This is a genomic window from Bacillus sp. NMCC4, from assembly GCF_002998555.1.
In the GTDB taxonomy this organism is placed as follows: Bacteria; Bacillota; Bacilli; order Bacillales; family Bacillaceae; genus Bacillus.
In genome coordinates this window covers 765,573-787,339 of sequence record NZ_PVRA01000001.1, presented here as the reverse complement: position 1 = coordinate 787,339, position 21,767 = coordinate 765,573, and the positions used below count along the sequence as shown (strand labels likewise).

General features: G+C 42.2%; 17 protein-coding genes. 8 read left to right on the top strand and 9 right to left on the bottom strand.

Features of this window, described 5'->3' with window-relative positions:
- Window positions 1-189: 189 nt before the first annotated feature.
- The 6 genes from C6Y02_RS04075 to C6Y02_RS04050 all read right to left on the bottom strand — a co-directional run bounded on the left by C6Y02_RS04075 (window position 190) and on the right by C6Y02_RS04050 (window position 8,154).
- Window positions 190-2,256 carry a beta-galactosidase gene (locus tag C6Y02_RS04075; RefSeq protein WP_106030704.1) on the bottom strand — a complete coding sequence of 689 codons (2,067 nt, stop codon included), beginning with the start codon at window positions 2,254-2,256 and terminating at the stop codon, window positions 190-192.
- A gap of 23 nt (window positions 2,257-2,279) precedes the next feature.
- Window positions 2,280-3,488 carry a glycoside hydrolase family 53 protein gene (locus C6Y02_RS04070; RefSeq protein WP_106030703.1) on the bottom strand — a complete coding sequence of 403 codons (1,209 nt, stop codon included), beginning with the start codon at window positions 3,486-3,488 and terminating at the stop codon, window positions 2,280-2,282.
- 11 nt (window positions 3,489-3,499) lie between these two features.
- Window positions 3,500-4,342: a sugar ABC transporter permease gene (locus C6Y02_RS04065; RefSeq protein ID WP_106030702.1), complete on the bottom strand. Its 843-nt coding sequence runs from the start codon at window positions 4,340-4,342 to the stop codon at window positions 3,500-3,502.
- 1 nt (window position 4,343) lies between these two features.
- Window positions 4,344-5,582, bottom strand: coding sequence for a carbohydrate ABC transporter permease (locus tag C6Y02_RS04060; RefSeq protein ID WP_003214698.1), 1,239 nt, complete (start codon window positions 5,580-5,582; stop codon window positions 4,344-4,346).
- Window positions 5,583-5,720: 138 nt separating this feature from the next.
- Entirely contained in the window at window positions 5,721-6,986 is a 1,266-nt protein-coding gene (ganS, locus tag C6Y02_RS04055) for a galactooligosaccharide ABC transporter substrate-binding protein GanS (RefSeq protein WP_106030701.1), read from the bottom strand.
- A gap of 172 nt (window positions 6,987-7,158) precedes the next feature.
- Entirely contained in the window at window positions 7,159-8,154 is a 996-nt protein-coding gene (locus tag C6Y02_RS04050; RefSeq protein WP_060597629.1) for a LacI family DNA-binding transcriptional regulator, read from the bottom strand.
- Window positions 8,155-8,326: 172 nt separating this feature from the next.
- Here C6Y02_RS04050 and C6Y02_RS04045 point away from each other — a divergent pair, with 172 nt between their 5' ends.
- Window positions 8,327-9,226 carry a LysR family transcriptional regulator gene (locus C6Y02_RS04045; RefSeq protein WP_034660520.1) on the top strand — a complete coding sequence of 300 codons (900 nt, stop codon included), beginning with the start codon at window positions 8,327-8,329 and terminating at the stop codon, window positions 9,224-9,226.
- Between the two features lie 15 nt (window positions 9,227-9,241).
- On the opposite strand, the gene C6Y02_RS04040 is transcribed toward C6Y02_RS04045, so the two are convergent.
- Window positions 9,242-10,918: a hypothetical protein gene (locus C6Y02_RS04040; RefSeq protein ID WP_060597628.1), complete on the bottom strand. Its 1,677-nt coding sequence runs from the start codon at window positions 10,916-10,918 to the stop codon at window positions 9,242-9,244.
- Window positions 10,919-11,315: 397 nt separating this feature from the next.
- Between C6Y02_RS04040 and C6Y02_RS04035 the strand changes: the two genes are divergently transcribed.
- The 6 genes from C6Y02_RS04035 to C6Y02_RS04010 all read left to right on the top strand — a co-directional run bounded on the left by C6Y02_RS04035 (window position 11,316) and on the right by C6Y02_RS04010 (window position 17,402).
- The gene (locus tag C6Y02_RS04035) at window positions 11,316-11,759 is read left to right on the top strand and encodes a hypothetical protein (RefSeq protein WP_106030700.1); all 444 of its coding nucleotides are present in this window, start codon (window positions 11,316-11,318) and stop codon (window positions 11,757-11,759) included.
- A gap of 3 nt (window positions 11,760-11,762) precedes the next feature.
- Entirely contained in the window at window positions 11,763-12,101 is a 339-nt protein-coding gene (locus tag C6Y02_RS04030; protein ID WP_045210169.1) for a DUF3969 family protein, read from the top strand.
- Window positions 12,102-12,265: 164 nt separating this feature from the next.
- The gene (locus C6Y02_RS04025) at window positions 12,266-13,123 is read left to right on the top strand and encodes a MurR/RpiR family transcriptional regulator (RefSeq protein WP_106030699.1); all 858 of its coding nucleotides are present in this window, start codon (window positions 12,266-12,268) and stop codon (window positions 13,121-13,123) included.
- A 185-nt stretch (window positions 13,124-13,308) separates the two neighbouring features.
- Window positions 13,309-14,853: a gluconokinase gene (gntK, locus tag C6Y02_RS04020; RefSeq protein ID WP_060597626.1), complete on the top strand. Its 1,545-nt coding sequence runs from the start codon at window positions 13,309-13,311 to the stop codon at window positions 14,851-14,853.
- A gap of 24 nt (window positions 14,854-14,877) precedes the next feature.
- The gene (locus C6Y02_RS04015; RefSeq protein WP_106030698.1) at window positions 14,878-16,206 is read left to right on the top strand and encodes a GntP family permease; all 1,329 of its coding nucleotides are present in this window, start codon (window positions 14,878-14,880) and stop codon (window positions 16,204-16,206) included.
- 89 nt (window positions 16,207-16,295) lie between these two features.
- Complete coding sequence (locus C6Y02_RS04010) at window positions 16,296-17,402, top strand: DNA alkylation repair protein (protein ID WP_066031518.1); 1,107 nt, start codon at window positions 16,296-16,298, stop codon at window positions 17,400-17,402.
- A 31-nt stretch (window positions 17,403-17,433) separates the two neighbouring features.
- Here the strand turns inward: C6Y02_RS04010 and C6Y02_RS04005 are convergent, their stop codons facing one another.
- Window positions 17,434-18,771: an amino acid permease gene (locus C6Y02_RS04005; RefSeq protein ID WP_106030697.1), complete on the bottom strand. Its 1,338-nt coding sequence runs from the start codon at window positions 18,769-18,771 to the stop codon at window positions 17,434-17,436.
- Window positions 18,772-19,090: 319 nt separating this feature from the next.
- On the opposite strand from C6Y02_RS04005, the gene C6Y02_RS04000 reads away from it, so the two are divergent.
- Window positions 19,091-20,605, top strand: a complete 1,515-nt coding sequence (locus C6Y02_RS04000; protein ID WP_106030696.1) for a methyl-accepting chemotaxis protein — start codon at window positions 19,091-19,093, stop codon at window positions 20,603-20,605.
- A 42-nt stretch (window positions 20,606-20,647) separates the two neighbouring features.
- Here C6Y02_RS04000 and C6Y02_RS03995 read toward each other — a convergent pair whose 3' ends face one another.
- Window positions 20,648-21,631 (bottom strand): Gfo/Idh/MocA family protein, encoded by a 984-nt coding sequence (locus C6Y02_RS03995; protein WP_106030695.1) that lies wholly within the window; start codon window positions 21,629-21,631, stop codon window positions 20,648-20,650.
- Between the last annotated feature and the right edge of the window lie 136 nt (window positions 21,632-21,767).

Genomic DNA, 21,767 nt, shown 5'->3' with positions numbered 1-21,767 from the left:
AACCGCTTTCATGCCTATACAATGGTAAAAAAGGATGGTGAATCCATTCACGGCGCGGTATCAAACATGTCAAAAAATTTAGATAAAATATAACGATTCAAGGGCATTTCTACAAGAAAATATATTTATATAGGTATTTGGAATCATTAAAATAAAAGAAGCGTCCAATGAATGAACGCTTCTTTCAAATTATTTTTTCAAGATGACGTACTCGTAAGGGTCAAGCTGAAGCTGGTCTGGCACCTGCTCTTCAGACAGCATATTTTCATAGCTTTCCGCTGAATCTAGTGATATGTTCTGCAGCTCTTCTGTAAAATTCATCATAAATACATAGTCTTGCGTGCCATCTGTTCGTTTTTGTACACTAACTCCCTCTGGAATCACAGATGATAGGACGGGCTGTATACCCATTCCTGCGATGAGATCCTCGTAAAACTCATCATAAAAAATCTGCTCATTTTCGGAAGCCATATAGTATGCTTTTCCATCTCCAAAAGGATGGACAGTCAGGGCTGGCTGTCCTTCATAGCAGCCATTCTCAAAATGCCCTAACACAGAAGCCGTTTCAGGATGAATGGATTCGCAATATTGCCCGACATGGTAGGTGCGTCCATTCCCTGTGGTTATTAACACATGTTCATCTGGCATCAATGTGTTGATTTCCTCAGCCCATATGCCAAGTACATGACGGAGAGGGCCGGGGAAACCACCGAGGAAACATAGGTCATTTTCGTCGACCATGCCGCTCCAATATGTCGCGATAAAAATACCGCCCTTTTTGACAAAGGCTTCGATTTTTTCTGCGACGCCTGGTTTGATCATGTAGAGCATTGGAGCAACCAGCACACGATAGGATGAGAAATCCTTCTCCATGCCGACAATGTCAACAGGGATGCCTTTTTTCCAAAAGCTTCGATAGTGAGTTTGACAAGCCTCTACATAGCGTTTGTTTGTATTATTTAAGCCTTGCGCATCATCAATGGCCCAGTGGTTTTCCCAATCGTATATGATGGCGACTTCTGGTTGTACGGACGTGCCCGCAATGAGCTGCAGCTGCTCCAATTGTTTCCCTAGATCAGCGACTTCTTGAAACACGCGCGTATGTTCATGTCCGGAATGATCGACTACGGCGCCATGGAATTTCTCGGAGGCACCTCGGCCTTGGCGCCACTGAAAGTAAAGCACGGAGTCTGATCCATGGGCAATCGCCTGTATGGCAGAAAGGTGTGCCATTCCTTTGTGTTTGACCTTATTCACTTCATGCCAGTTCACAAGGCTCGGTGTACTCTCCATAACGAGAAATGGCTGACCGTCCTTTAATGAACGATATAAATCGTGAACGAAGGCGACGTTTGACGCTAATTCGGCGGTTGTTTCCCTGCCGCTATGCCATGCTGGATAGCTATCCCATGAAATCACGTCGACCTCTTTTGCAAATTGATGATAATCCAGCCCAAGGAATGGGCGCATATGCGGGTAGTCGCCCATAAAGTTGGTGGTCACTGGGATATGAGGCGTCAATTCCCGCAGCGGTTCAATTTCATTTTGATAAAAATTGATCGTTTGCGCTGTGACAAAGCGCTTCCAGTCTAGGTTCATCCCGTGAATCATGTGCTCCCCGTGCGGTGCAGGTGATTCGATTTGTGACCAGTCACTATACGTGTGGCTCCAAAAACCCGTCCACCATGCTTGATTCAAAACTTCAAGGTCATGATTGTATTTGTCTTTCAAATAGTCCCGAAATGCTTCCTGGCAAAGATCACAATGACATTCGCCGCCGTACTCATTCGAAATGTGCCACATGATCAGTGCTGGATGATCCTTGTAGCGTTCAGCCAGCAGCCGGTTGAGTGTATTCGTTTTTTCTCGATAAACCGGTGAGGTGAAGCAATGATTATGGCGCAGTCCATGTAAATTACGCTGACGGTTCGCTTCGACGCGCAATACCTCTGGATATGCTTGTGACAGCCAAGCAGGTCTTGCCCCGCTTGGCGTTGCGAGAATGGCGTGAGCCCCCTGAGCTGCCAAGCGGTCCATGATGTCATCCAGCCATGCAAAATCATACTGCCCTTCTTTTGGCTCTAGCTTACTCCATGCGAAAATGTTGATGGAGAATGTTTGACAGTGTGCAAGCTTCATTAATCGAAAATCTTCGTCAATGATCTCCGGCATATGGAGCCATTGATCTGGATTATAATCGCCACCATGCAAAAAGCCTTTCACATTTGGGTGAACGAGTGGGTAACGCTTTCCCATTTTGTCACGTCCTATCCTTTTAATTACGGTGTCATTTGTTTAAATACATCAAGAGAAGGCAGTGCTTTTCCGTTGAAATCAAACATCGCTTGATTTTCCCAAGCATTTCCGACTGTACCGGTTGTTTGGATATAAGCCAGCCCGTATTGACTAGACCACGGAGCGCCTTTCGCTGGAATCCAAAGCGGCTCCCAATAAAAGAACCCTTTTCCGCGATTGTTTTTCACTTGTGAAATTTTCTCTGATAGATCTCGTATAAAAGATGCCTGACCTTGAGGTGAAGCCGGGTAGCCGGCTGTTTTGACAGAGTCTTGATTAAATGAATTCTCTAGGTTGTCGCCATTTGCTGTCGTAAACCCATAGGCGGTTTCCACAACAATCACGTCTTTGTGATAGCGGGCACTAATATCATTCATATTAGACGTCAGACCATTAAATCCACCGTCCCAATACGGGTAATAAGATAGACCGATCGTATCGAATGAGATGCCTCGTTTTGTGATTTCATCAAACCACCAGCGGGACGCACCATTGTCCCCTCCGTGTGCAAGGTGAAGCATGATTTTGATGTTAGAATCGACAGAGCGGACAGCATTTGTGCCAGCCTTTAGCAAAGCGGCGAGCCGGTCAAATTCCCCGCCGCCTTCACCCCAGCTCTTTCCATTTGGCCACAGCATGCCTGAGTTCAGTTCATTCCCAACCTGAACCATGTTCGGAAGGGCATTTTGTGCTCTCATCGCTTTGAGTACATCCCCTGTGTAAGTGCCGACCGCTTTTTCTAAATCGCTTTGTGAAAGAGATGCCCAAGCTTTCGGTTTGAACTGTTTACCAGGATCAGTCCAGAAATCACTGTAGTGAAAATCAAGCAGCACTTTCATATTTTGTGCTTTTGCACGTTTCGATAGAGCGATGGCTGTGTTTAAATCATTTGTCCCACCGTTATAGGCACGGCCTTGGTTGTCGTATGGATGGTTCCACAGTCTAATGCGCACATAGTTGACGCCTTTTTCCTTTAATAGCTTGAGCGGGTCCACCTGTTTTCCGTTCTGGTCGAAGTATCTGCCGCCGCTTCTCTCTACTTCTGCAAGCATAGAGATATCGGCTCCTTTGATGAAATCACCTTGCAGTCCATTGATCGGCTGAACAGAAATCGTATCGGCTTTTGCTTCAGGCAAAATACCTAACCCCATAAAAAAGAAAACGACAACCGTGACGAGCATCCACTTTTTCATCAAATCTCCCCTTATCCTTTTGTCCCGCCTTGTGTGAGGCCGGATACAAATTGTTTTTGTAAAACAAGAAACAATAAAGCGACTGGAATCGCAATGAGTAAAGCCCCGGCTGCAAAGGTCGTGTAGCTGGCCCCCATTTTGTCTGACACAAGATTGTACAGACCGATCGGGAGCGTATACATTTCGGGTGAGCGGACAATGACACTGGAGATGATGAAATCACCCAGTGGTCCTGTAAAAGAGTTGATGGCGACAACCGCCAAAATCGGCTTAGCAAGCGGCATGATAATCTGGATGAAAATCCGGAAATGCCCTGCGCCGTCCATTCTGGCTGATTCATCGAGATCCTTCGGAATCGCATCAAGATAGCCTTTCATTAAATACGTATTCATCGGAATTTGCCCGCCTGCATAAATCAAAATCAGTGCAAGGTGACTGTTAATCAGTCCAAGCATTTGAGCCAAAACAAAAATCGCAATCAGCGCTGAAAATTGCGGAATCATTTGCAGCAGCAAAAAGAGCATCAGCCCATTTTTCCGTCCTTTGAAACGGAATCTGGAAAAGGCATAGCCTGTAAAACTGACAAGAATTAACGTTAAGAGCATAGTCGTAATACTGATCTTCATGGAATTCCAATACCATTTTGCATAAAGTGCCCCCTGACCGAAAAAGAGCTCGGTAAAGTGGCTGAACGTTGGATTCTTCGGAAACATACTTGTACTCATGAGGCTGTTTCCAGGATTAAAGGAAGCACCGATTGTCCAAAGCAGTGGATATAGAATACAAATGGAGGCAATGAAAAGGATAAAATAAGTAATGCTCAGGCGAATGAGCTTGTTTTGTTTTGATCCCATATCACATCATGTCCTCCTCTTTGAATGAATTCGTTCTCTTAAACTGCCAGAGTGCAATGGCGATGACAAAGATTGAAAGTAAAATCGTGACAGCCGCAGCGAGTGCATATTGAGAGGACTGCATCGTAAGTTTATAAATCCAAGAAACCAAGATGTCCGTTCCTCCAGCGGTTGACCCCGCAACAGGCGGTCCCCCGCCATTAAATAAGTAGATAATATTAAAGTTGTTAAAGTTAAACGTATATTGTGTGATAAGGATGGGTGCAATGGAATAGAGAACAAGCGGTAACGTGATGGACCGGAATTTCTGAAAAAAATTGGCTCCATCGATGGTCGCAGCCTCATATAAATCCTCGGGAATCGCCTGCAAAACGCCTGTTGTCATAATGAAAACAAAAGGAAATCCAAGCCAAGTCTGCATCGCAATAAGGGCAATTTTGCTCCAAAATGGATCTGTCAGCCATGGTTTTGGATCAATCCCTATCGATGCAAAAAGTGTATTGTTAATGGCACCAAAGGTATCATTGAACAGTCCAGCAAACACCAAAATGGTCACAAAGCCCGGAACAGCCCAAGGGAGAATCAAAATGGTTCTAAAAAACCGTTTTCCCTTTAAATCCTTCTGATTGAGCAGAACCGCTAAAAAGATGCCGAGGGCACATTGAAGGGTCGACGCAGCCAAAGTCCATACGACGGTCCAGCCAAGTACATCAATGAAGGTGTCTCTCCAAATATCAATGGAAAAGATATTTTGAAAGTTCTTGATTCCTACCCAGTCGATCAGATTGGCAGGAGGCGAGTGGTATAAATCATAGTTCGTAAAGGCAAGCGCAAAGCTGAACATAATAGGAAAGACAACAGAAAATAGAAGTAAAAAGAAAGCAGGAGTGCTCATTAAGTAAGGGAAGCCTTGATCGATGAGCTGATGATATTGAGCACGGATGGAATGAAGTGGTACCCCTTGATCCCGTTTCTTTCCATTCATAAAAGCATCACGCATCATGAGTACATAAAAGCCGATACCAAAACCAGCTGTTAACAGCGCAATAATCCCCTTTGCTAAAAGAAAAACAGAGTTGTCACGAGGCAGCATCGTCCCCAGTGTGAACAGTCCCCAAAAGCCAATATTGAATAAATCATAAAATACAATCAAAAAAGAGACGCCAAACAGGAAAAAGAGTGCCCCTTTGCCGTATTGTTTGTTGTATATCTGCCCCATCCCGGGTATAAAGGAGAACATTAGCGCCCGTCTCCGGTGTGTCTTTGATTCCACTGTGTGTGTGCGGTCTAGTTCAAGGTTACCCGTCACGTCTAACACCTACTTCATATGAAATTAGATCAACTACGGACAGCTTGATAGACTACCCGCATTTGATGGTTATTTGGAGTGATTTGCTTTAATTTGAGAGTCGATTTGATTGACCGCATCATCAAATGCCTTTTTCACATCTGTACGACCAGTTGCAATGAGACCTAATGCACTATCAATCGGCTTCCACACTTCTGCCATTTCAGGATTGTTCGGTGTCAGCGTGGCATATTTCGTTTGTTTTGAAACAGCATCCGCATTAGCGTTTTCCGTAATGATTGGATCTTTCATCAGTTTTTTCACTGGTGGAATTTCCTCTGTCAATTCAAAGCGCTTCTTCGAATTTTTTTCGTTCGTGATAAACTCAACAAATTTCTCAGCAAGTTCTTTATTTTTAGAATAAGAGGAGACGTTGTAGCTCTTTACACCTAAGAATGAGCTCATATGTTTTCCGTTAGGGAGTGTTGGCAGCTCGGCCACGCCATAGTCAATACCCGCCTCTTTATATGGACCAAATGACCATGGACCAGAAATGACAGCTGCCGCCTTTTTCTCTGTGAATAAGGAGTTGAGGACATTGATTCCTTGTTCACCAATGATGCCTTTCGGGAAAAGCCCTTCGCTAAAGAATTTTTGAATGTATTCTCCGCCTTGGATGGCGCCATCGTTGTTCAGACCAATGTCATTAACATCATAAGAGCCGTCGCTTTTCTGCTTGAAAATATAGCCCCCTGATCCGCCTAACACACTTTGTGCATAGTAAATTTCATCCCATTTCGCAACAAAACCGTATTTCCCGTCTTTTGTCAGCTTTTTCGAAAGATCATACCAGCCATCAAGTGTCGTTGGTGCCTTTTTGACAAGATCTTTGTTATAGAAAAGCACCGTCGTTTCAACGGATTTAGGAAGGCCATACAGCTTGCCGTTTACCGTTTGTGATTGAATGGATTCGTCTGTGAAGGAGTCGATCACTTTTTGATCTGGCTTCATTTCCTGTAATAGCCCCTCAGTGACAGCTGATCCAATTTGATCGTGAGGCATCGTGATGACGTCTGGACCTGTCCCGGCTGCTCCATCTAGACGGAGAGCTTCAACTTGGTCGGCATAAGCTTTTTCGACCACTTTGATTTTCACATCATGTTGTTTTTCGAATTCTTTTACAGCGTCTTGAATCCCATCAGACTTTTTGACATCCTCCCACACTAGCAAGGTCTTTGTACCTGTAGATGCCGGCTGTGTACCGCTTGAATTGTCATCTCCCGGTCCGCAAGCTGAAAGCAGAAGCACAGCAGTACCAACCACTGCTGATAATGTCGCCCATTTTCCCTTTTTCATTGGTAATCCCCTCTCGTTCTTTTTTCACAGATGATAAGAAAACGCTTTCTTAATGTGAGAATATCAACTTAAGTAAAAAAAGTAAACATATTTTATTAAATTTATTAAGTAAAATTTTTTACTCATATAGAGAGAAAAGAAGCCCTCCACATTGGACAGGGCTTCTAGTTGTTTATATCGTACTTTTTCGAAAGACAGGTTCTGAAGCAATCAGAACAGTTTTAGGTAATGCTCTGCCGTCCACAAGTCTTTCTAACAGTAAATCGACAGCTGTTTCACAAAGTAAAGACGTGTGGATATGATACGTGGTGAGCGGTGGTGACACATATTGAGACACATGAATATCGTTGATACTAAAGACGCTCACGCGGTTCGGCAGAGAAAATCCGCGCTCGTTTAATGCTTGTAAGCAGCCGATGGCAAGAGGATCACTAGCGACACAAAAAGCGGTGGGCAGATCATCACCAAGCTCATCAATCGCCTTCATCATCAGCGAATACCCTTCATCTACTGAGAAATGATGACCGACATAGACCAATCGCTCATCAAGGACATTGTGAGCCATCATATATTCACGGAAAGTCGTTTCGCGAATATCTGGAATATGCACATTCGTATTCAGGTCAAGGTCTGTGCCGCCTACGAATCCAATGGATGTGTGTTTTTTTTCAATAAAAGAATCGATGATCTTTTCAACAATTCGTTTTAGATTTGGTTTTACAGAATCAAAACGGTCTTCATCCGGTGACGTATCAATAAAAACGATATGCTGGGTGATTGCATATAATTGATCAAGCTCTGACGTTTTAAATCGGCCGATGGCGATGATCCCTTCTGTAGAAGGATCAATGGAATGAAGCCCATCAGATGGATTGTAAGCGGTGACATTTAAACTCCGAGTATTGGTCAGTTCCTCAATGCCCAGTCGAATGGATTTAAAATAAATATCTTCAAGCTCTTCCTTTTCGGTCATCCAATAGAGAAAGGCGATTTTTTTTAATGAATGTTTGAATGTTTTCTTTTGATAGGACAAAGCTTCTGCGGCGGCGTATACTTTTTCGCGTGTTTGATCCGTGACAGATAGGTTGGGATCTTGGTTTAGTACACGAGATACAGTCGCAATGGATAATCCAGCTTTTTCAGCAATGTCCTTTATTTTAGCTGCCAAATCAGCACCTCCTATAGAAAATATCTCCTCCTAGTATAGAGTCTTTAAAAAAATTAGTAAATATTTTTATTAAATTGTTTTCAGTTAAGCGCTTCTTTACGCACTGGGAAGGAATTAGTAAGATATATATATGAAAGGTTTTGGATTAAGATTTCTGATAGGAGAGGGACCGATGTATTACGATGCACTGAAGACATTTGTGACAGTTGTGGAAGAGAAAAACTTTACAAAAGCAGCCCAAAAGCTGCGGATTTCTCAGCCGAGTGTCAGTCTTCATATTAAGAACTTGGAGCAGGAATTCCAGACCGTGCTGCTGAATCGTTCGCCAAAGCAATTAACGGTTACACCAACTGGGGATATGCTGTACCATCGATCAAAACAAATCATTCGTTTATATGAACAGGCGAAGCAGGATATTTATGAGCATCATCATCTGGCAAGAGGGAAGCTGACAATCGGGGCGAGTTTCACCATTGGAGAGTACGTGCTGCCGCAAATATTGGCAGAGTTTCATCAGCTCTATCCGCATGTTGATATTGAGGTGGTCATTGATAACACAGAGGCGATCGCCAGACATGTCCGCTTATTCCATGTTGACATCGGTTTGATCGAAGGACAGACCAATGACAAAGAACTAACTGTCGAAACTTTTCTAGAAGACGAGCTCTATATCGTGGCGCCATTAGATCACCCCTTTGCTAAGAAAAAGGATGTCACGATTGATCAACTGCAGAACGAAACATGGATCACGAGAGAAGAGGGATCAGGTACCGGAGAATACTTACAGCACGTCCTGAAATCAAATGGACTGAAAGCACGGACCTTTGTGACATTTAGCAGCAATCAAGCGATTAAAGAAGCTGTGATCCACGGAATGGGGCTTTCCGTTTTATCTAAATATGTCCTCCAGCGAGGCAGCATTGGCGGTGAATTGGCTGTCATTTCTGTGAGAGGAATGGATTTCAAACGAAAATTCTCCTATGTCGAGTCACCAATGACAGGGGGAAATAAAAATAAAGAATTGCTCGTTGAATTGTTAAGGAAAGAGAGAAAAGACGCTTCTCCTCAGTAGGAGAAACGTCTTTTTTTATAATCCTTTGATTTTGATTTCATCAACTGGAAGGAAGATTTCACCTGTATCTGTGTATTTCATGGTGACCTGATCGCCTTCTTTTAAATAAATGACAAGAGGTTCTTTTTCAGATGACATGGTGTAGCTTTTACCATCGTCTAGCAGGAAGGTGACGGTTGTATAATCACCGGTCTTTTCTTTATAGACTCGTTTGACTTTTCCTGTAGCTTCTTTCTTTTCCTGCTTAGATGAACTGTTGACGGTGCCGCCGCCTTTTTGAAGAGCTGTCTTATAGGCTCTCAATGCTTCGTTTGGTGTTGAAGCGTACGCAGCGATTTCAGGATTGGCTGCAGAAACGATAAAGTAGTTTTGCAGGAATCCATTTGAATCGAGAACCGGTGTGAGCCAGCTGGCTTCTCCATAGAAATTATAGAGAATGGGCATGCGCCCTTTCCATTTCTTCTCGATGAATCGTTTTTCAATAATTTGCAGAGCGCCTTGAGAATCCATGTAGGACTCTTCAAGATTACCGGTATAATAAGTCGCTTTTCCTGTCCGGGCATTTGTCAGGGCATACCCAAGCATCGAATCAACGCCCTCTTTCGGACTTGTGAAATCTGTGAAGTAATACATATCTCCTTTTGAATCAAACACTGGACTTACATTGGCTTCTGTTCCTTCATCTGAAGGCAGCTTCACATCTGATTTTCCAAACATACTGTTCCAGAACCCGTGAATATAGTTTCCGAAATAACTGTTTTGCAGACTGACCGCTTCTGGTGAAACAGCGCCATCAATAAAAGCAGGTACTTGATCTAGAGCATATTTCTTCGTTGCACCTGTTTTGGCATCAACAACGACTACGCCGGAAGCTTTAAAGCCGTTTCGGGCAGAGATAAAATCGCCATACGTGCGAATGTAATAAGGTTTTCCATCATCATTGATTTCCAGCTGTGTGTCGCCGTAGAAAATCAAATCAGGATACTGAAGGCGGATATGCCGCTCAATTTCTTTGTTGAAATAAGAGGAAGGTGTGTAAACCATCTCTGTTTTCACAAACTTTGGATTAGCTGATGAGTCGGTCGCACTTAATGTAAAGTAACCCGGCGTACTGCCCGAACGAATCCATTTAAAGAAGTCCGAGAACTCCACTGGGGCGATGTACACATACTCACCGTTGACCTTCTGGATTTGCAGGCTGCCAAGCTCATAGTAGCTTGTGTTTGGGACCTGTCCGAACGATTTCTTCATTTTGTTCCGAGCAAATTGAGGCGGTACACTCGCAGGTGTTTCCGTCTCATCAAACGCTTTGATTTCCACTTTTTGTTCCATTTTGGAGACATCAAATTTCTCATTCGCATTGAATAGAAAAGCTGTCGCCATATAAACACCGAGCAGTAATAGAATAAGAAACAGCACGCCTTTGATCTTACGCTCCAATCCAACTGACAAAAAGGCACCTGCTGCTGTCACAACAAGTCCAATCAACCATAGGGATGAAGGGTTACGATCTAAATTGGTGATGTAATAGTAAATAAAAATACCGACCATGAACAGCAAAGCAAGGCCTGCAATCCACATAAGCGGAACCTGCTGTTCTGTTCCTTTCTTTCTAACGAACAATCTGAGCGGTGTGAGCAAAAGGGTCAAAATCAGACCGATCACAACCGAAAATAACAAAATATATCCCACAAACAGATCTCCTTTCAAATCAATCACTCTTTTAGTATATACGAGTGAAGCGGGGAAAAGATTCAGAAGAATCATACCAATTCGATTTTATGAAAAAATGAGTTGAAAAGGGCCTTTTAATATTTCGGTAGGTTAAATGATATTGTCCTTGCGCTAGATGATTAGATTTTAGTGAATATTTTGTGGACTTAAACTTTAATTTTTATCTCCGAGGGGTATATTCTTTTTTATTCATTACTTTAGGAATTTATATTGTAATAAATAAGATGTTAAAAGATAGAGATATCTTTTAAACAGTATAAAGATTCATTTTAATTTTCTACAGAATGAAATAGTTATAATATTCCTAGTATGTTATATTGTATTTTATATAGTTAATATTAGGAGGTAATTTAAATTGAAAAGACGTATTCCTTTCCTCATTATTTTTACTTTAATTGTATCGTTATTTTCACCGTCTGTAACATTCAATATTAATCGAGAGGCTTCTTCAAGAGACAAAAGTGTCCAAATTGGTTATAAAGAAGCCGATGCTGTATGGGGTCTTGTCATCCGGACTATTTTTGTAAACGGGGTGAAAGCAAGTAAACATTTGTATAAATCAATAAAATATGCCCCTAAATATCCTGCTGGTTTTAAAGCTGTTCAAAATGGGACTAAAAAAGTTACAGTAAATAATAAGAAGTTGTTATCTGAGTTAAAACAGATTGAAGGAGGGACTTGGAAAAAAGTATATAAAGATGGCTATAAAGAAGGAAAAAAGGTTTCTGTACATTATTTTCAAAGTAAATCTGGTTTGGTGTATGATGTGAAAGTTAAAAAAGGTTGGAGTGTGAAATGATTTATGAATAAAATAGAACTAAGATATTCTTCACATGAAGATTTAGATAGGATTATTGTTATAAATATCATTGGTATAATCATATCGCTAAAAGAAGGTTTAATCACTATAGAAGAAGCGGAAAAGCTCATGTTCAGTCCACGAACAATCGATGTTTTAAAAAAGAAAGGGATAAATGAAGAACTGATAAATATACTTCATTTGGGAACAGAACTTGAAGATGTAGAAAGTTTAATACCACATGAATTAAGTGATAGTTTAGAAGAAATAAGGGTAAAATGCTTAAGATTTTTGGAAAGAAATATAGAAAATGAAGTTGAAAATAATGTGGTAGATTGTTGAGCTAAAAGTGTATATTATAAAATTTTGAGTAAATCTTTTTTGATTTATTGATTAAAACGATGAATTCATAAAAAGAGAAGTCTGTGCAAACAGGCTTCTTTTTTATAAGATGGGAACATGAGGAAATGTATGCGCTAACAAGAATGAGTGAGGAGTGAAGTCAATTGGCTTCTGTTAATTTAAGTAGTATTGAAAAAATACGAGCAGCAAGCAGGGGATTGCCGCCAAAGCTGAAAGGAATTGCAGAACATATTACGAGTGAGCCCCGCGACATCATCCATTTGTCTATTGTCGAGCTTGCGAAAAAGACAGCGAGCTCAGAGGCAACGATTTTTCGTCTTTGTAAAAGGCTTGGATTTGAGGGCTTTCAAGATTTGAAGATTGCTATTGCCCAGGAAATAGACCAAACAAAGCCTAATTATGTAGATGAAGAAATGAGTCTTGATGATGATACAGCGATTTTTATGCAAAAGGTTTTTCAGGCGAATATATCCGCTTTAAAGGATAGCTTTCAATTGTTGAATCCAGAGGATGTAGAAAAGGCCATACAAATCATACATGAAGCGAAACGCTTAGAGTTTTATGGGAGTGGTGGGTCTGGACTCATTGCAACAGACGCTTTTCATAAATTTATGAGGACAGGTATCAACTGTATTGTTCACACAGATTCTCACTTTCAAGCGATGTCTGCTGGTCTCCTTGACCAGCACAGTACAGTGATCGGTATATCTCATTCTGGACGTAATAAAGATTTACTCGATGCGATGAAAACAGCAAAGGGAAAAGGAGCCAAAACCATCGGCATTACAAGCTATCAGCGCTCTCCATTGAGTCAGCTTGCAGATGTCACGTTGTATACAGCGACGCAAGAAACGGCTTTTCGAACAGAAGCGATGTCTGCAAGACTTGCTCAGCTGACTGTCATTGACGTTCTATATTTTGCACTTGCTCACTTAAGGCAGCAGGAAACAATAACAAATTTAAAGCAAATGCGAGAAACCATATCACAAAAAAGGGTGTAATGATTCCAAAAATAAATTTTTCTGATGATGAAAAATGCTGTTATGGTAACGATTGTGAGCTTTTGGATGAAAATAATTTTCTTTTCGGTCGTTGAATGTCGAAAAAATTATTTTTATAATGGGATTTAACAGGTATATCAAAAACTTCATATCTGATTTCAAATCAATGATTGGGCGTGATACAGATGAAGGGAAACCAGGCGGTAATTGGTTTGGATATTGGAACAACAAGTACAAAGGCGGTTCTGTTTGGACCACAGGGGAAAGTAATAACGAAGCATTCAGTACCTTATGATCTCATTCAGCCCCAGCCAGCATGGGTTGAGCAGGACCCTGAAAAGATATTAGAAGCCGTCATTGCGAGTGTAAGAGGTGCATTGACGACAGCAGCATTTGATGTAGCAAATCTCATCGGCATCGGGATTAGTACTGCGATGCATTCCTTAATTGTGATGGATGAGGATGGCAAGGCGTTAACGAACAGTATCATTTGGGCAGATAACAGAAGTGCAGAACAAGCGAAACGAATCTTATCAGATATGGATGGCTTCCACATTTATAAAAGGACAGGTACACCGATCCATCCAATGTCACCGCTTTCAAAAATACGTTGGATCAAGGAAATGGCACCTGATCTCTTCAAGAAGGCAGCGAAATTTATTTCTATCAAAGAATATATTCTATATCATTTCTTCGGTCAGTATGTCGTCGATTATTCAATCGCTTCAGCAACAGGTCTGTTCCATTTGGAAACGCTTCAATGGGATGAACAGGCGCTTCGTATTGCTGGAATTGAAGCCAGTCAACTGTCTGAACTTGTCCCAACGACGTATCAGCTGAGAGGACTTCAGCCTGAGATTGCACTGCGCATGGGTATTAAAGAAGATACACCATTTGTGATTGGTGCGAATGATGGCGTTCTAGCGAATTTAGGTGTTGGCGCGATTGGAAAAGGAGAGGTGGCTGTTACGATTGGGACAAGCGGTGCGGTCCGTACGGTTGTAGACAAACCAATCACAGATGAGCAATCAAGAACGTTCTGCTATGCGCTGACAGATAAACATTGGGTTGTGGGAGGACCGACCAATAATGGCGGGATCATGCTGAGATGGCTGAAGGATGAATTTGGATCTTCAGAGGTGGAGGTAGCAAAGCGCCTTGGTGTGGACCCTTACGATTTAATGATGGATATTGCGGAAAAGATTCCAGCAGGCTCAGAGGGACTGCTGTTTCTGCCATTTTTATCGGGTGAGCGTGCACCTTATTGGAATCCAAATGCGAGAGGCACCTTCTTTGGGATCGGTCTTCAGCATAAGCGGGAGCATTTTATTAGAGCTGTGTTAGAAGGCGTCATTATGAGTGTTTTCTCGATTGGTGTTGCCTTAAGAGATTTAACCGGTTCTGCAAAGGATGTCAGAGCTTCGGGCGGATTTGCACGATCTCCGTTGTGGCGGCAAATTTTAGCGGATACGATGGGCAGAGAAGTACTTGTTCCAGAAAGTTATGAAGCGTCAGCACTTGGGGCGGCTGTCCTCGCACTTCATAGTTTAGGTCATATGGAAGAGATAGAAGAGGTTCAAGAGTGGATTCGAATTTCTGCCCGTCATGAACCTAATATGAAGAACAATGAAACTTACATAGAGCTATTTTATTTATATGAGCGTCTCTACGATAAACTGAAGGATGAATTTGATGTCATTAGTGCGCTGCAATTAAAACAAAATCGTTAAACATCAGGGAAAAGGTGGGAGAACATGCTTTTATTCATCGTGATTGCGGCGATTGTCCTTTTACTCATTCTCATTACAATCGCTAAGTTGAATCCATTTGTGAGTTTAATTATTACTTCGATGCTAGTGGGCTTTGCTACTGGAATGGATTTGCAGGAAATCATTCAATCGATTAAAACGGGATTAGGCAATACGTTATCATTGCTGGCAATTGTTCTAGCGCTTGGTACAATGCTTGGGAAAATGATGGCTGAATCAGGGGGAGCAGAGCGGATAGCTCAAACTTTAATCGGCCGGTTTGGGACGAAAAATGTGCATTGGGCAATGATGTTTGTTGCCTTTATCGTGGGGATACCTGTCTTTTTCCAGGTCGGTTTCGTTCTTCTCATTCCTTTACTTTTTACAATTGCTATTGAAACAGGCATCTCGCTCGTGACAATTGGGCTCTCGTTAATTGCTGGCTTGTCTGTCGTGCATGGACTAGTGCCGCCTCATCCAGCGGCAATGGCAGCCGTTGGCATCTATCATGCCAACGTGGGGAAAACCATTTTCTTTTCTATAATTGTCGGATTGCCGACAGCGATTATTGCTGGACCGCTGTATGGTAAGTGGATTGGAAAACGGATACATAAACCAGTTCCGGAGATGCTGAGAAAGCAATTCACTGAACGAAATGAAGATCGAAGGCTCCCCGGCTTTGCGAATACGATGTTTACCATATTGGTGCCGGTGATTCTGATGCTTCTTGCCACATTGGCGGACATTATCTTACCAGAGGACAATATGTGGTTTCAGGTATTCAAGTACATCGGGGATCCAATTACAGCACTGCTGATTGCAACGGTGTATTCTTTCTTCAGTCTTGGCTTTATGCAAGGAATGAGCCGTGACCGAGTGCTTTCATTTAGCAACGAGTGCTTAGGACCAATCGCTTCCATTTTGCTTGTCATTGGAGCAGGCGGGGCTTTTAATAATGTGCTCATTGATTCGGGCGTTGGTGATTATATTGCGGATTTAGCCAAACACTCGCCGATTTCACCGATTTTGCTAAGCTGGCTAATTGCTGCGGTGATTCGTGTAGCAACAGGATCTGCGACGGTCTCTATGATGACGGCAGCAGGTATTGTAGCCCCAATTGCTGCAACTATGCCGGATGTGAGCAGAGAGCTGCTTGTGTTAGCAACAGGAGCGGGTTCGTTAATTTTATCTCACGTCAATGACTCTGGTTTCTGGCTGATCAAAGAGTATTTTGGTATGACCATTAAAGAGACGTTTTTGACATGGACGGCTATGGAGACGATCATTTCCGTTAGTGCTATTGCATTTATTATGATCATTAATATGTTTATATAGCGAACAACAGCCTGGTTCTTTGGAATTGGGCTGTTTTTGCTTGTTGTGATACCACTTTCTTCAGATTGGGGTAAAATAATGATATTGAGATGTGGGAGGCGGACACGATCGAACCATTAAAACATGTGTACCATGAATTATTTATTCAAGAATTAGCGGAGAAACTTGTACAGGCTTCGACTGTATTTGATGCTGAGCAATTCCAGCGGCTCGTGCTTCAAGAGGATTGGCAGCAGCTTGAGTTAAAAGGACGGATGAGAAGAGTCACTGAATCGATGCATGCCTGTCTGCCTGAGGATTATAAGCAGGCAATTGAGGTACTGCGTCAGGCAGCGCCGCATTTTTCAGGGCTTAGTGCGCTCGTATTTCCAGACTATGTCGAGACATATGGCCTTGCACATTGGGATCTCTCGATCAAGGCGCTCGAATTCTTCACGCCTTTTTCCACTTCTGAATTTGCCGTTCGGCCATTTCTGATTCAAGATCAAGACAAAATGCTGGCGCAAATGCTCGTATGGTCTCAGGATCAAAATGAGCATATACGGAGGCTTGCTAGTGAAGGCTGCAGACCGCGTCTGCCATGGGGCTTATCTGTTCCTTCGCTTAAAAAAAATCCTTCGGTCACACTGCCGATTTTGGAAAATTTGAAGTCTGACTCGGCGCGGTATGTGCAAAAAAGTGTAGCGAACCATCTAAATGATATCTCAGCAATTCAGCCTGATCTGATGAAGCAGACAGTTCAAAACTGGTATGGAACCAACAAACATACGAACTGGATTGTCAAACATGCATCCCGTACTTTACTCAAAAAAGGAGATCCAGATATCATGGCTTTGTTTGGCTATGGAGACGATCCATCCGTTCAGGTAACGGATTTGAAGATAGTACAAGACCCTATTCGGATCGGTGAGAAAATGACTTTTCATTTTACACTTCAGGCCGATAAGCCGCTAAAGCTGCGTGTAGAGTATGCCATAGACTACGTCAAAGCTCGGGGGACCCGCAATCAGAAGGTATTTAAAATTACAGAGTTTGAAAGAGGCTCAGCGTTACATAGAGAATTCGTCAGGTCACAGTCTTTTCAAAATATGACGACGAGAAAACATTATGAGGGAACCCATACTTTATCGATTATCATCAACGGTATCCCAAAAGCGTCGGTTGATTTTGAAGTGACAGAAGCCAGCAGCTCATGAAAAAAACCCGCCATTAGGCGGGTTTTGGCGTTTAAGCCTTCTTTTTCATTAAGAATGAAGCAATGATGGCTGCGACTAAGAAACCGATGCTGATAATCGAGCTAGGCAAGTTTTCTGGTCTGAATAGAAACATCACAAAACTCACACTTAGTACAAGACCTGCAAATAAAGTCAAATACGGAAACAGCCACACCTTAAAATACGGCTCCTGTGGATATTTCGGGCGAAGTTTCAGATGTGCCATGCAAATGCTAATCCAAATGAGTGAAACAGCAAAACCAGGAATAGCCAGCATATAACTGAAAATTTGCTCAGGATATAAGTAAGCAAAGAATGTTCCGATGAGAAGAAATAGAACGGTCACCCATAAACTCAAAATGGGTACGCCTCTTTTATTGACCTGTGCCAGCCTTTTCGGACCGCCATCTGATTTAGAGAGAGAATGCATCATTCTCGTCGTTCCATAAATGCCAGAATTGGCCGCAGATAAAACGGCTGTAATCAATACAAAATTAATGAAGTGAGAGGCGCCTTGCATACCGGCTGCTGAAAAGACTTGAACAAATGGGCTGTTATTTGGATCAATTTGATTCCAAGGAATGAGTCCGCAGATGATCAAAATCGGCAAAGTGTAAAATAAGATAATACGCCACATCATACTTTTAACAACACCAGGCAAGACCTTCTCGGCATCCTTTGTTTCTGTAATGGTCAGCCCGATCAATTCAGAGCCCCCGTAAGAGAAGATAACGACTAATAAAGATGCAAAGATCGCACCCCATCCGTTCGGGACGAAGTTTTGATAGTTGGTGAGTGCAGGTGTGCTTTGTTCGTTCGGAATGATCCCAAATAATAGGGCTGCACCAAGAATAATAAACACAATAATAACGAAAATCTTCATTCCAGCGAACCAAAACTCAATTTCACCAAAGTATTTTACATTATTTAAGTTAATTCCGATGACTAAGAGTGAGCAGAGTAAACATAGTGACCATAGCGGCACGTTCGGCATCCAGTATTGAAGCAAGCTGCCTGCCGCGATAATCTCAATGACACACACAGTGAGCCACATGAAACAGTAAACCCAGCCGACGACAAATGAAAAACGTTGACCAAGCGCAATCTGTATCAGGTCGCGAAGGTTATTTCCCGGATAGACAATCGCCATTTCAGCTAAGGCTGCCATCACGATGAGCAATAATAATCCGGCAAATACATAGGAAAAGATGACCCCAGGACCTGCTAAACCGATTGTATCGGCACTTCCTTTAAAAATTCCTGTACCAATGACCCCGCCCAATGCAATCATGCGAATGTGACGCGGTGATAAAAGCTTTTTTAATTCTTGTTGTTCCTGATTCGCGCTCATGACGTTCTCCTTTTTTAAAAATGCTTATGTTCCATTTTCTTTTTTCGGGACGTCAGTGTCAATATAAAAAAAGAGATTTTTCAGACAAAAAAGGCGGTTGTTTCTTTCAAATGAGCCGTTTTTTTCCATAAATTCTTTCCACGACCCATCACCAAAATCTGAAACTTCGAGAAAAAATGAACATTTGCCTTCATTCTGACATAAACAATTTTCAGTTTTTGTCGATATATCTTTTGTAATACTAAAGTCCTAATAAAGAATTGTTTATAACTGTAAAATATTTCAAAAATGTATGAAGAAGTGAAAGGAGTTATGAAAGATGTTTATGAGAAAAGCAAATGATTCGTCAGCGGGAACCCTTTTAAATGAAAGCAGTCGATTAGTAGAACGAATTGAGAAGGGAGACCTTTCAGCAAGAATAGATACTGCTGCATTCTCTTCAAGTCAAACGATTGAAGCAGTAGCCCAAATAAATGAAGCTTTGCAAAAGATGCAGGAAGTAAATGAAGATATTCAAATGCGGATGAATTTAGTGACAAAAGCCATTCAAGTTGGTTTATGGGATATGATCGTTGTCGCTGGAGATCCGGTCAATCCAAAAAATGAGTTCACATGGACGGATGATTTCCGCAAAATGATCGGCTTTCAAAATGAGCACGATTTTCCAAATGTTTTAGACAGCTGGGCATCTCGAATCCATCCGGATGAACAAGAATATACCTTAAATGCATTCTCTTCGCATTTATTGGATCATTCGGGACATACACCATATGATATCGAATATCGCTTGAAGTTGAAAAACGGAGATTATCGCTGGTTCAAAGCAACTGGCACGACCATTCGTGATCGAAATGGTGTCCCTCTTCGTGTAGCGGGAGCTCTTTTTGATATTCATGATCAGAAATTGAAAGAAGCCGAGCTGCAAGCATTCGTGACGAGATATGACTTGATCAACCGTGCGCTTGTGGAAGCTCCTTGGGACATGGTCGTAGAGGCCGGCGATCCAGTCAATCCGAATAACGAGTTCTGGTGGTCCCCGCAGTTCAGAAAAACGCTTGGTTTTACGGATGAAAAGGATTTCCCGAACGTGTTAAGCAGCTGGAGCGATCGCCTGCATCCTGAGGATCAAGAAAAGGCTCTCCAAGCTTTTGCAGATCATTTAAATGATCACTCTGGACGCACACCATTTGACATTGATTACAGATTGCAGAGCAAAAATGGCGAGTATCGCTGGTATCATGCAGGTGGTGAAACCATTCGTGATGAAAAAGGTGTTCCTCTTCGTGTGGCTGGAACCATTCGTGACATCACGTTAGAGAAAAACAAAGAGAAAACAGCGAATGAAATGGCTTCACAAGTAGAACAGCTTTCAAGTTCGATCAGCGAGATGGTATCCGGCATCAGCTCTGTGACAAACCAAGCGCAAGAGCTTGCTGTCGCACAAGAGCAGTCAACATCTGCTGCCAATCTAGCAAAAAATAGTGCAGATGAGACGAAAAATATTTCTGACTTGATCAAAGAAGTAGCGAACCAAACGAACCTGCTTGGTTTAAATGCTGCGATCGAGGCAGCGAGAGCTGGTGAGCAAGGAAGAGGATTCTCAGTCGTTGCAGATGAAGTGCGTAAGCTGGCGCTTCATAGTGCCAATGCAACGGAGAATATCGAATCTAGTTTAACAGAAATGAAAACACAAATTGATGAAATTCTTGAAAATATCTCGAACATGACAGCTCTTACACAAACACAGGCTGCTTTAACAGAGCAAGTAAATGCTTCAGTCGATGAAGTGAACCACATGTCTCAGCGCCTTGTGGCCTATTCAAAGAGTATTTAATCGCCAAAAACCGCCCTCTCGCATAGAAGGCGGTTTTTTTGATTAAAATTGATCTGCTGGGAAAACAATACCTGCATCTTTTCTTGCAGCTTCAAGGACTTTCATTACGGAGAGACTTTCATCAAGCCATGCATAGCACTGTTCATAATTTTTTGTTTCAATGATGTGCTGAAAAGCTTCTGTTTCATAAAACAGGCGGTTTGAATTTGTTTGTGCATTGAGTGAGGTCACCTGATCATTCACATGAAGTAACACTTCCTCGCAGCCATTCACCCCATTTTTCACATGAATGAAGCCTTTTTCTCCTTGAATCAATGCAAAATTCATGCTGCTTGTATCCTTACTGCCGACACTTGTCGCAATGAAATCATTGTAGGTGAAAGTCAAAACACCAGATGTATCGATGCCATTTGGGTGACGGTTTGCCTGGTAGCGGACCTGTTCTGGTGATCCGAAGAGGTTCATGATGAAATGGACATTATAGATATTAATATCCATCAACGCTCCTCCGGAGAATTCAGGGTTAAAGACATTTGGCGTTTCGCCGGCTAGCAGCTGATTATATTTGCTTGAATATTGACTATAGTTGCATTGAACCAGTTTGATTTTACCTAATTGATGAAGGTGCTTTTTAATCAAATGATAGTTTGGCATATGAACGGTCGTAATGGCTTCAAATAAGAGAAGCTGCTTTTCCTTTGCGAGTGCGATTAAGGCTTCCAGCTCTTTGACATTAGAGGTGAAAGGCTTTTCGCAAATCACATGTTTTCCGTGTTCCAATGCAGCTGCGGCATGCTCGCTATGTAAACGATTCGGTGATGCAATATAAACGGCTTCAATGTTCGGATCTTCTAGCATAGCCGTTAAGTCCGTATAAGTTGTTTTCACACCAAATTGGTCTGCGAGCTTCTTTGCCGTTGCTTCCTTTCTTGAATAGACGGCATGACAAGAAGCGCCTTCAAGCTGTTCAATCGCTTGCAAGAAGCTTTCCACAATCACACCTGTTCCAATGGTTGCAATGTTCATTCTACTCAAAACCCCTTCCACTCGTTTGATATCAAGTAAAGCTGTCTCTAGTATAACTGATGTTTGAATTACACGTGCACTTGAGGCCTGGGCGGAGAGGGGTGCCAGTGGCAAACACCGGCACATTTTTGGCAGC

Bases quoted from the DNA above. Each gene is read 5' to 3' on its own strand.
- C6Y02_RS04075 (WP_106030704.1), bottom strand. From the start codon at position 2,256: ATGGGAAAGCGTTACCCACTCGTTCACCCAAATGTGAAAGGCTTTTTG.
- C6Y02_RS04070 (WP_106030703.1), bottom strand. From the start codon at position 3,488: ATGAAAAAGTGGATGCTCGTCACGGTTGTCGTTTTCTTTTTTATGGGG.
- C6Y02_RS04065 (WP_106030702.1), bottom strand. From the start codon at position 4,342: ATGGGATCAAAACAAAACAAGCTCATTCGCCTGAGCATTACTTATTTT.
- C6Y02_RS04060 (WP_003214698.1), bottom strand. From the start codon at position 5,582: ATGTTCTCCTTTATACCCGGGATGGGGCAGATATACAACAAACAATAC.
- ganS (WP_106030701.1), bottom strand. From the start codon at position 6,986: ATGAAAAAGGGAAAATGGGCGACATTATCAGCAGTGGTTGGTACTGCT.
- C6Y02_RS04045 (WP_034660520.1), top strand. From the start codon at position 8,327: ATGTATTACGATGCACTGAAGACATTTGTGACAGTTGTGGAAGAGAAA.
- C6Y02_RS04030 (WP_045210169.1), top strand. From the start codon at position 11,763: ATGAATAAAATAGAACTAAGATATTCTTCACATGAAGATTTAGATAGG.
- gntK (WP_060597626.1), top strand. From the start codon at position 13,309: ATGAAGGGAAACCAGGCGGTAATTGGTTTGGATATTGGAACAACAAGT.
- C6Y02_RS04015 (WP_106030698.1), top strand. From the start codon at position 14,878: ATGCTTTTATTCATCGTGATTGCGGCGATTGTCCTTTTACTCATTCTC.
- C6Y02_RS04010 (WP_066031518.1), top strand. From the start codon at position 16,296: ATGTGGGAGGCGGACACGATCGAACCATTAAAACATGTGTACCATGAA.
- C6Y02_RS04005 (WP_106030697.1), bottom strand. From the start codon at position 18,771: ATGAGCGCGAATCAGGAACAACAAGAATTAAAAAAGCTTTTATCACCG.
- C6Y02_RS04000 (WP_106030696.1), top strand. From the start codon at position 19,091: ATGTTTATGAGAAAAGCAAATGATTCGTCAGCGGGAACCCTTTTAAAT.
- C6Y02_RS03995 (WP_106030695.1), bottom strand. From the start codon at position 21,631: ATGAACATTGCAACCATTGGAACAGGTGTGATTGTGGAAAGCTTCTTG.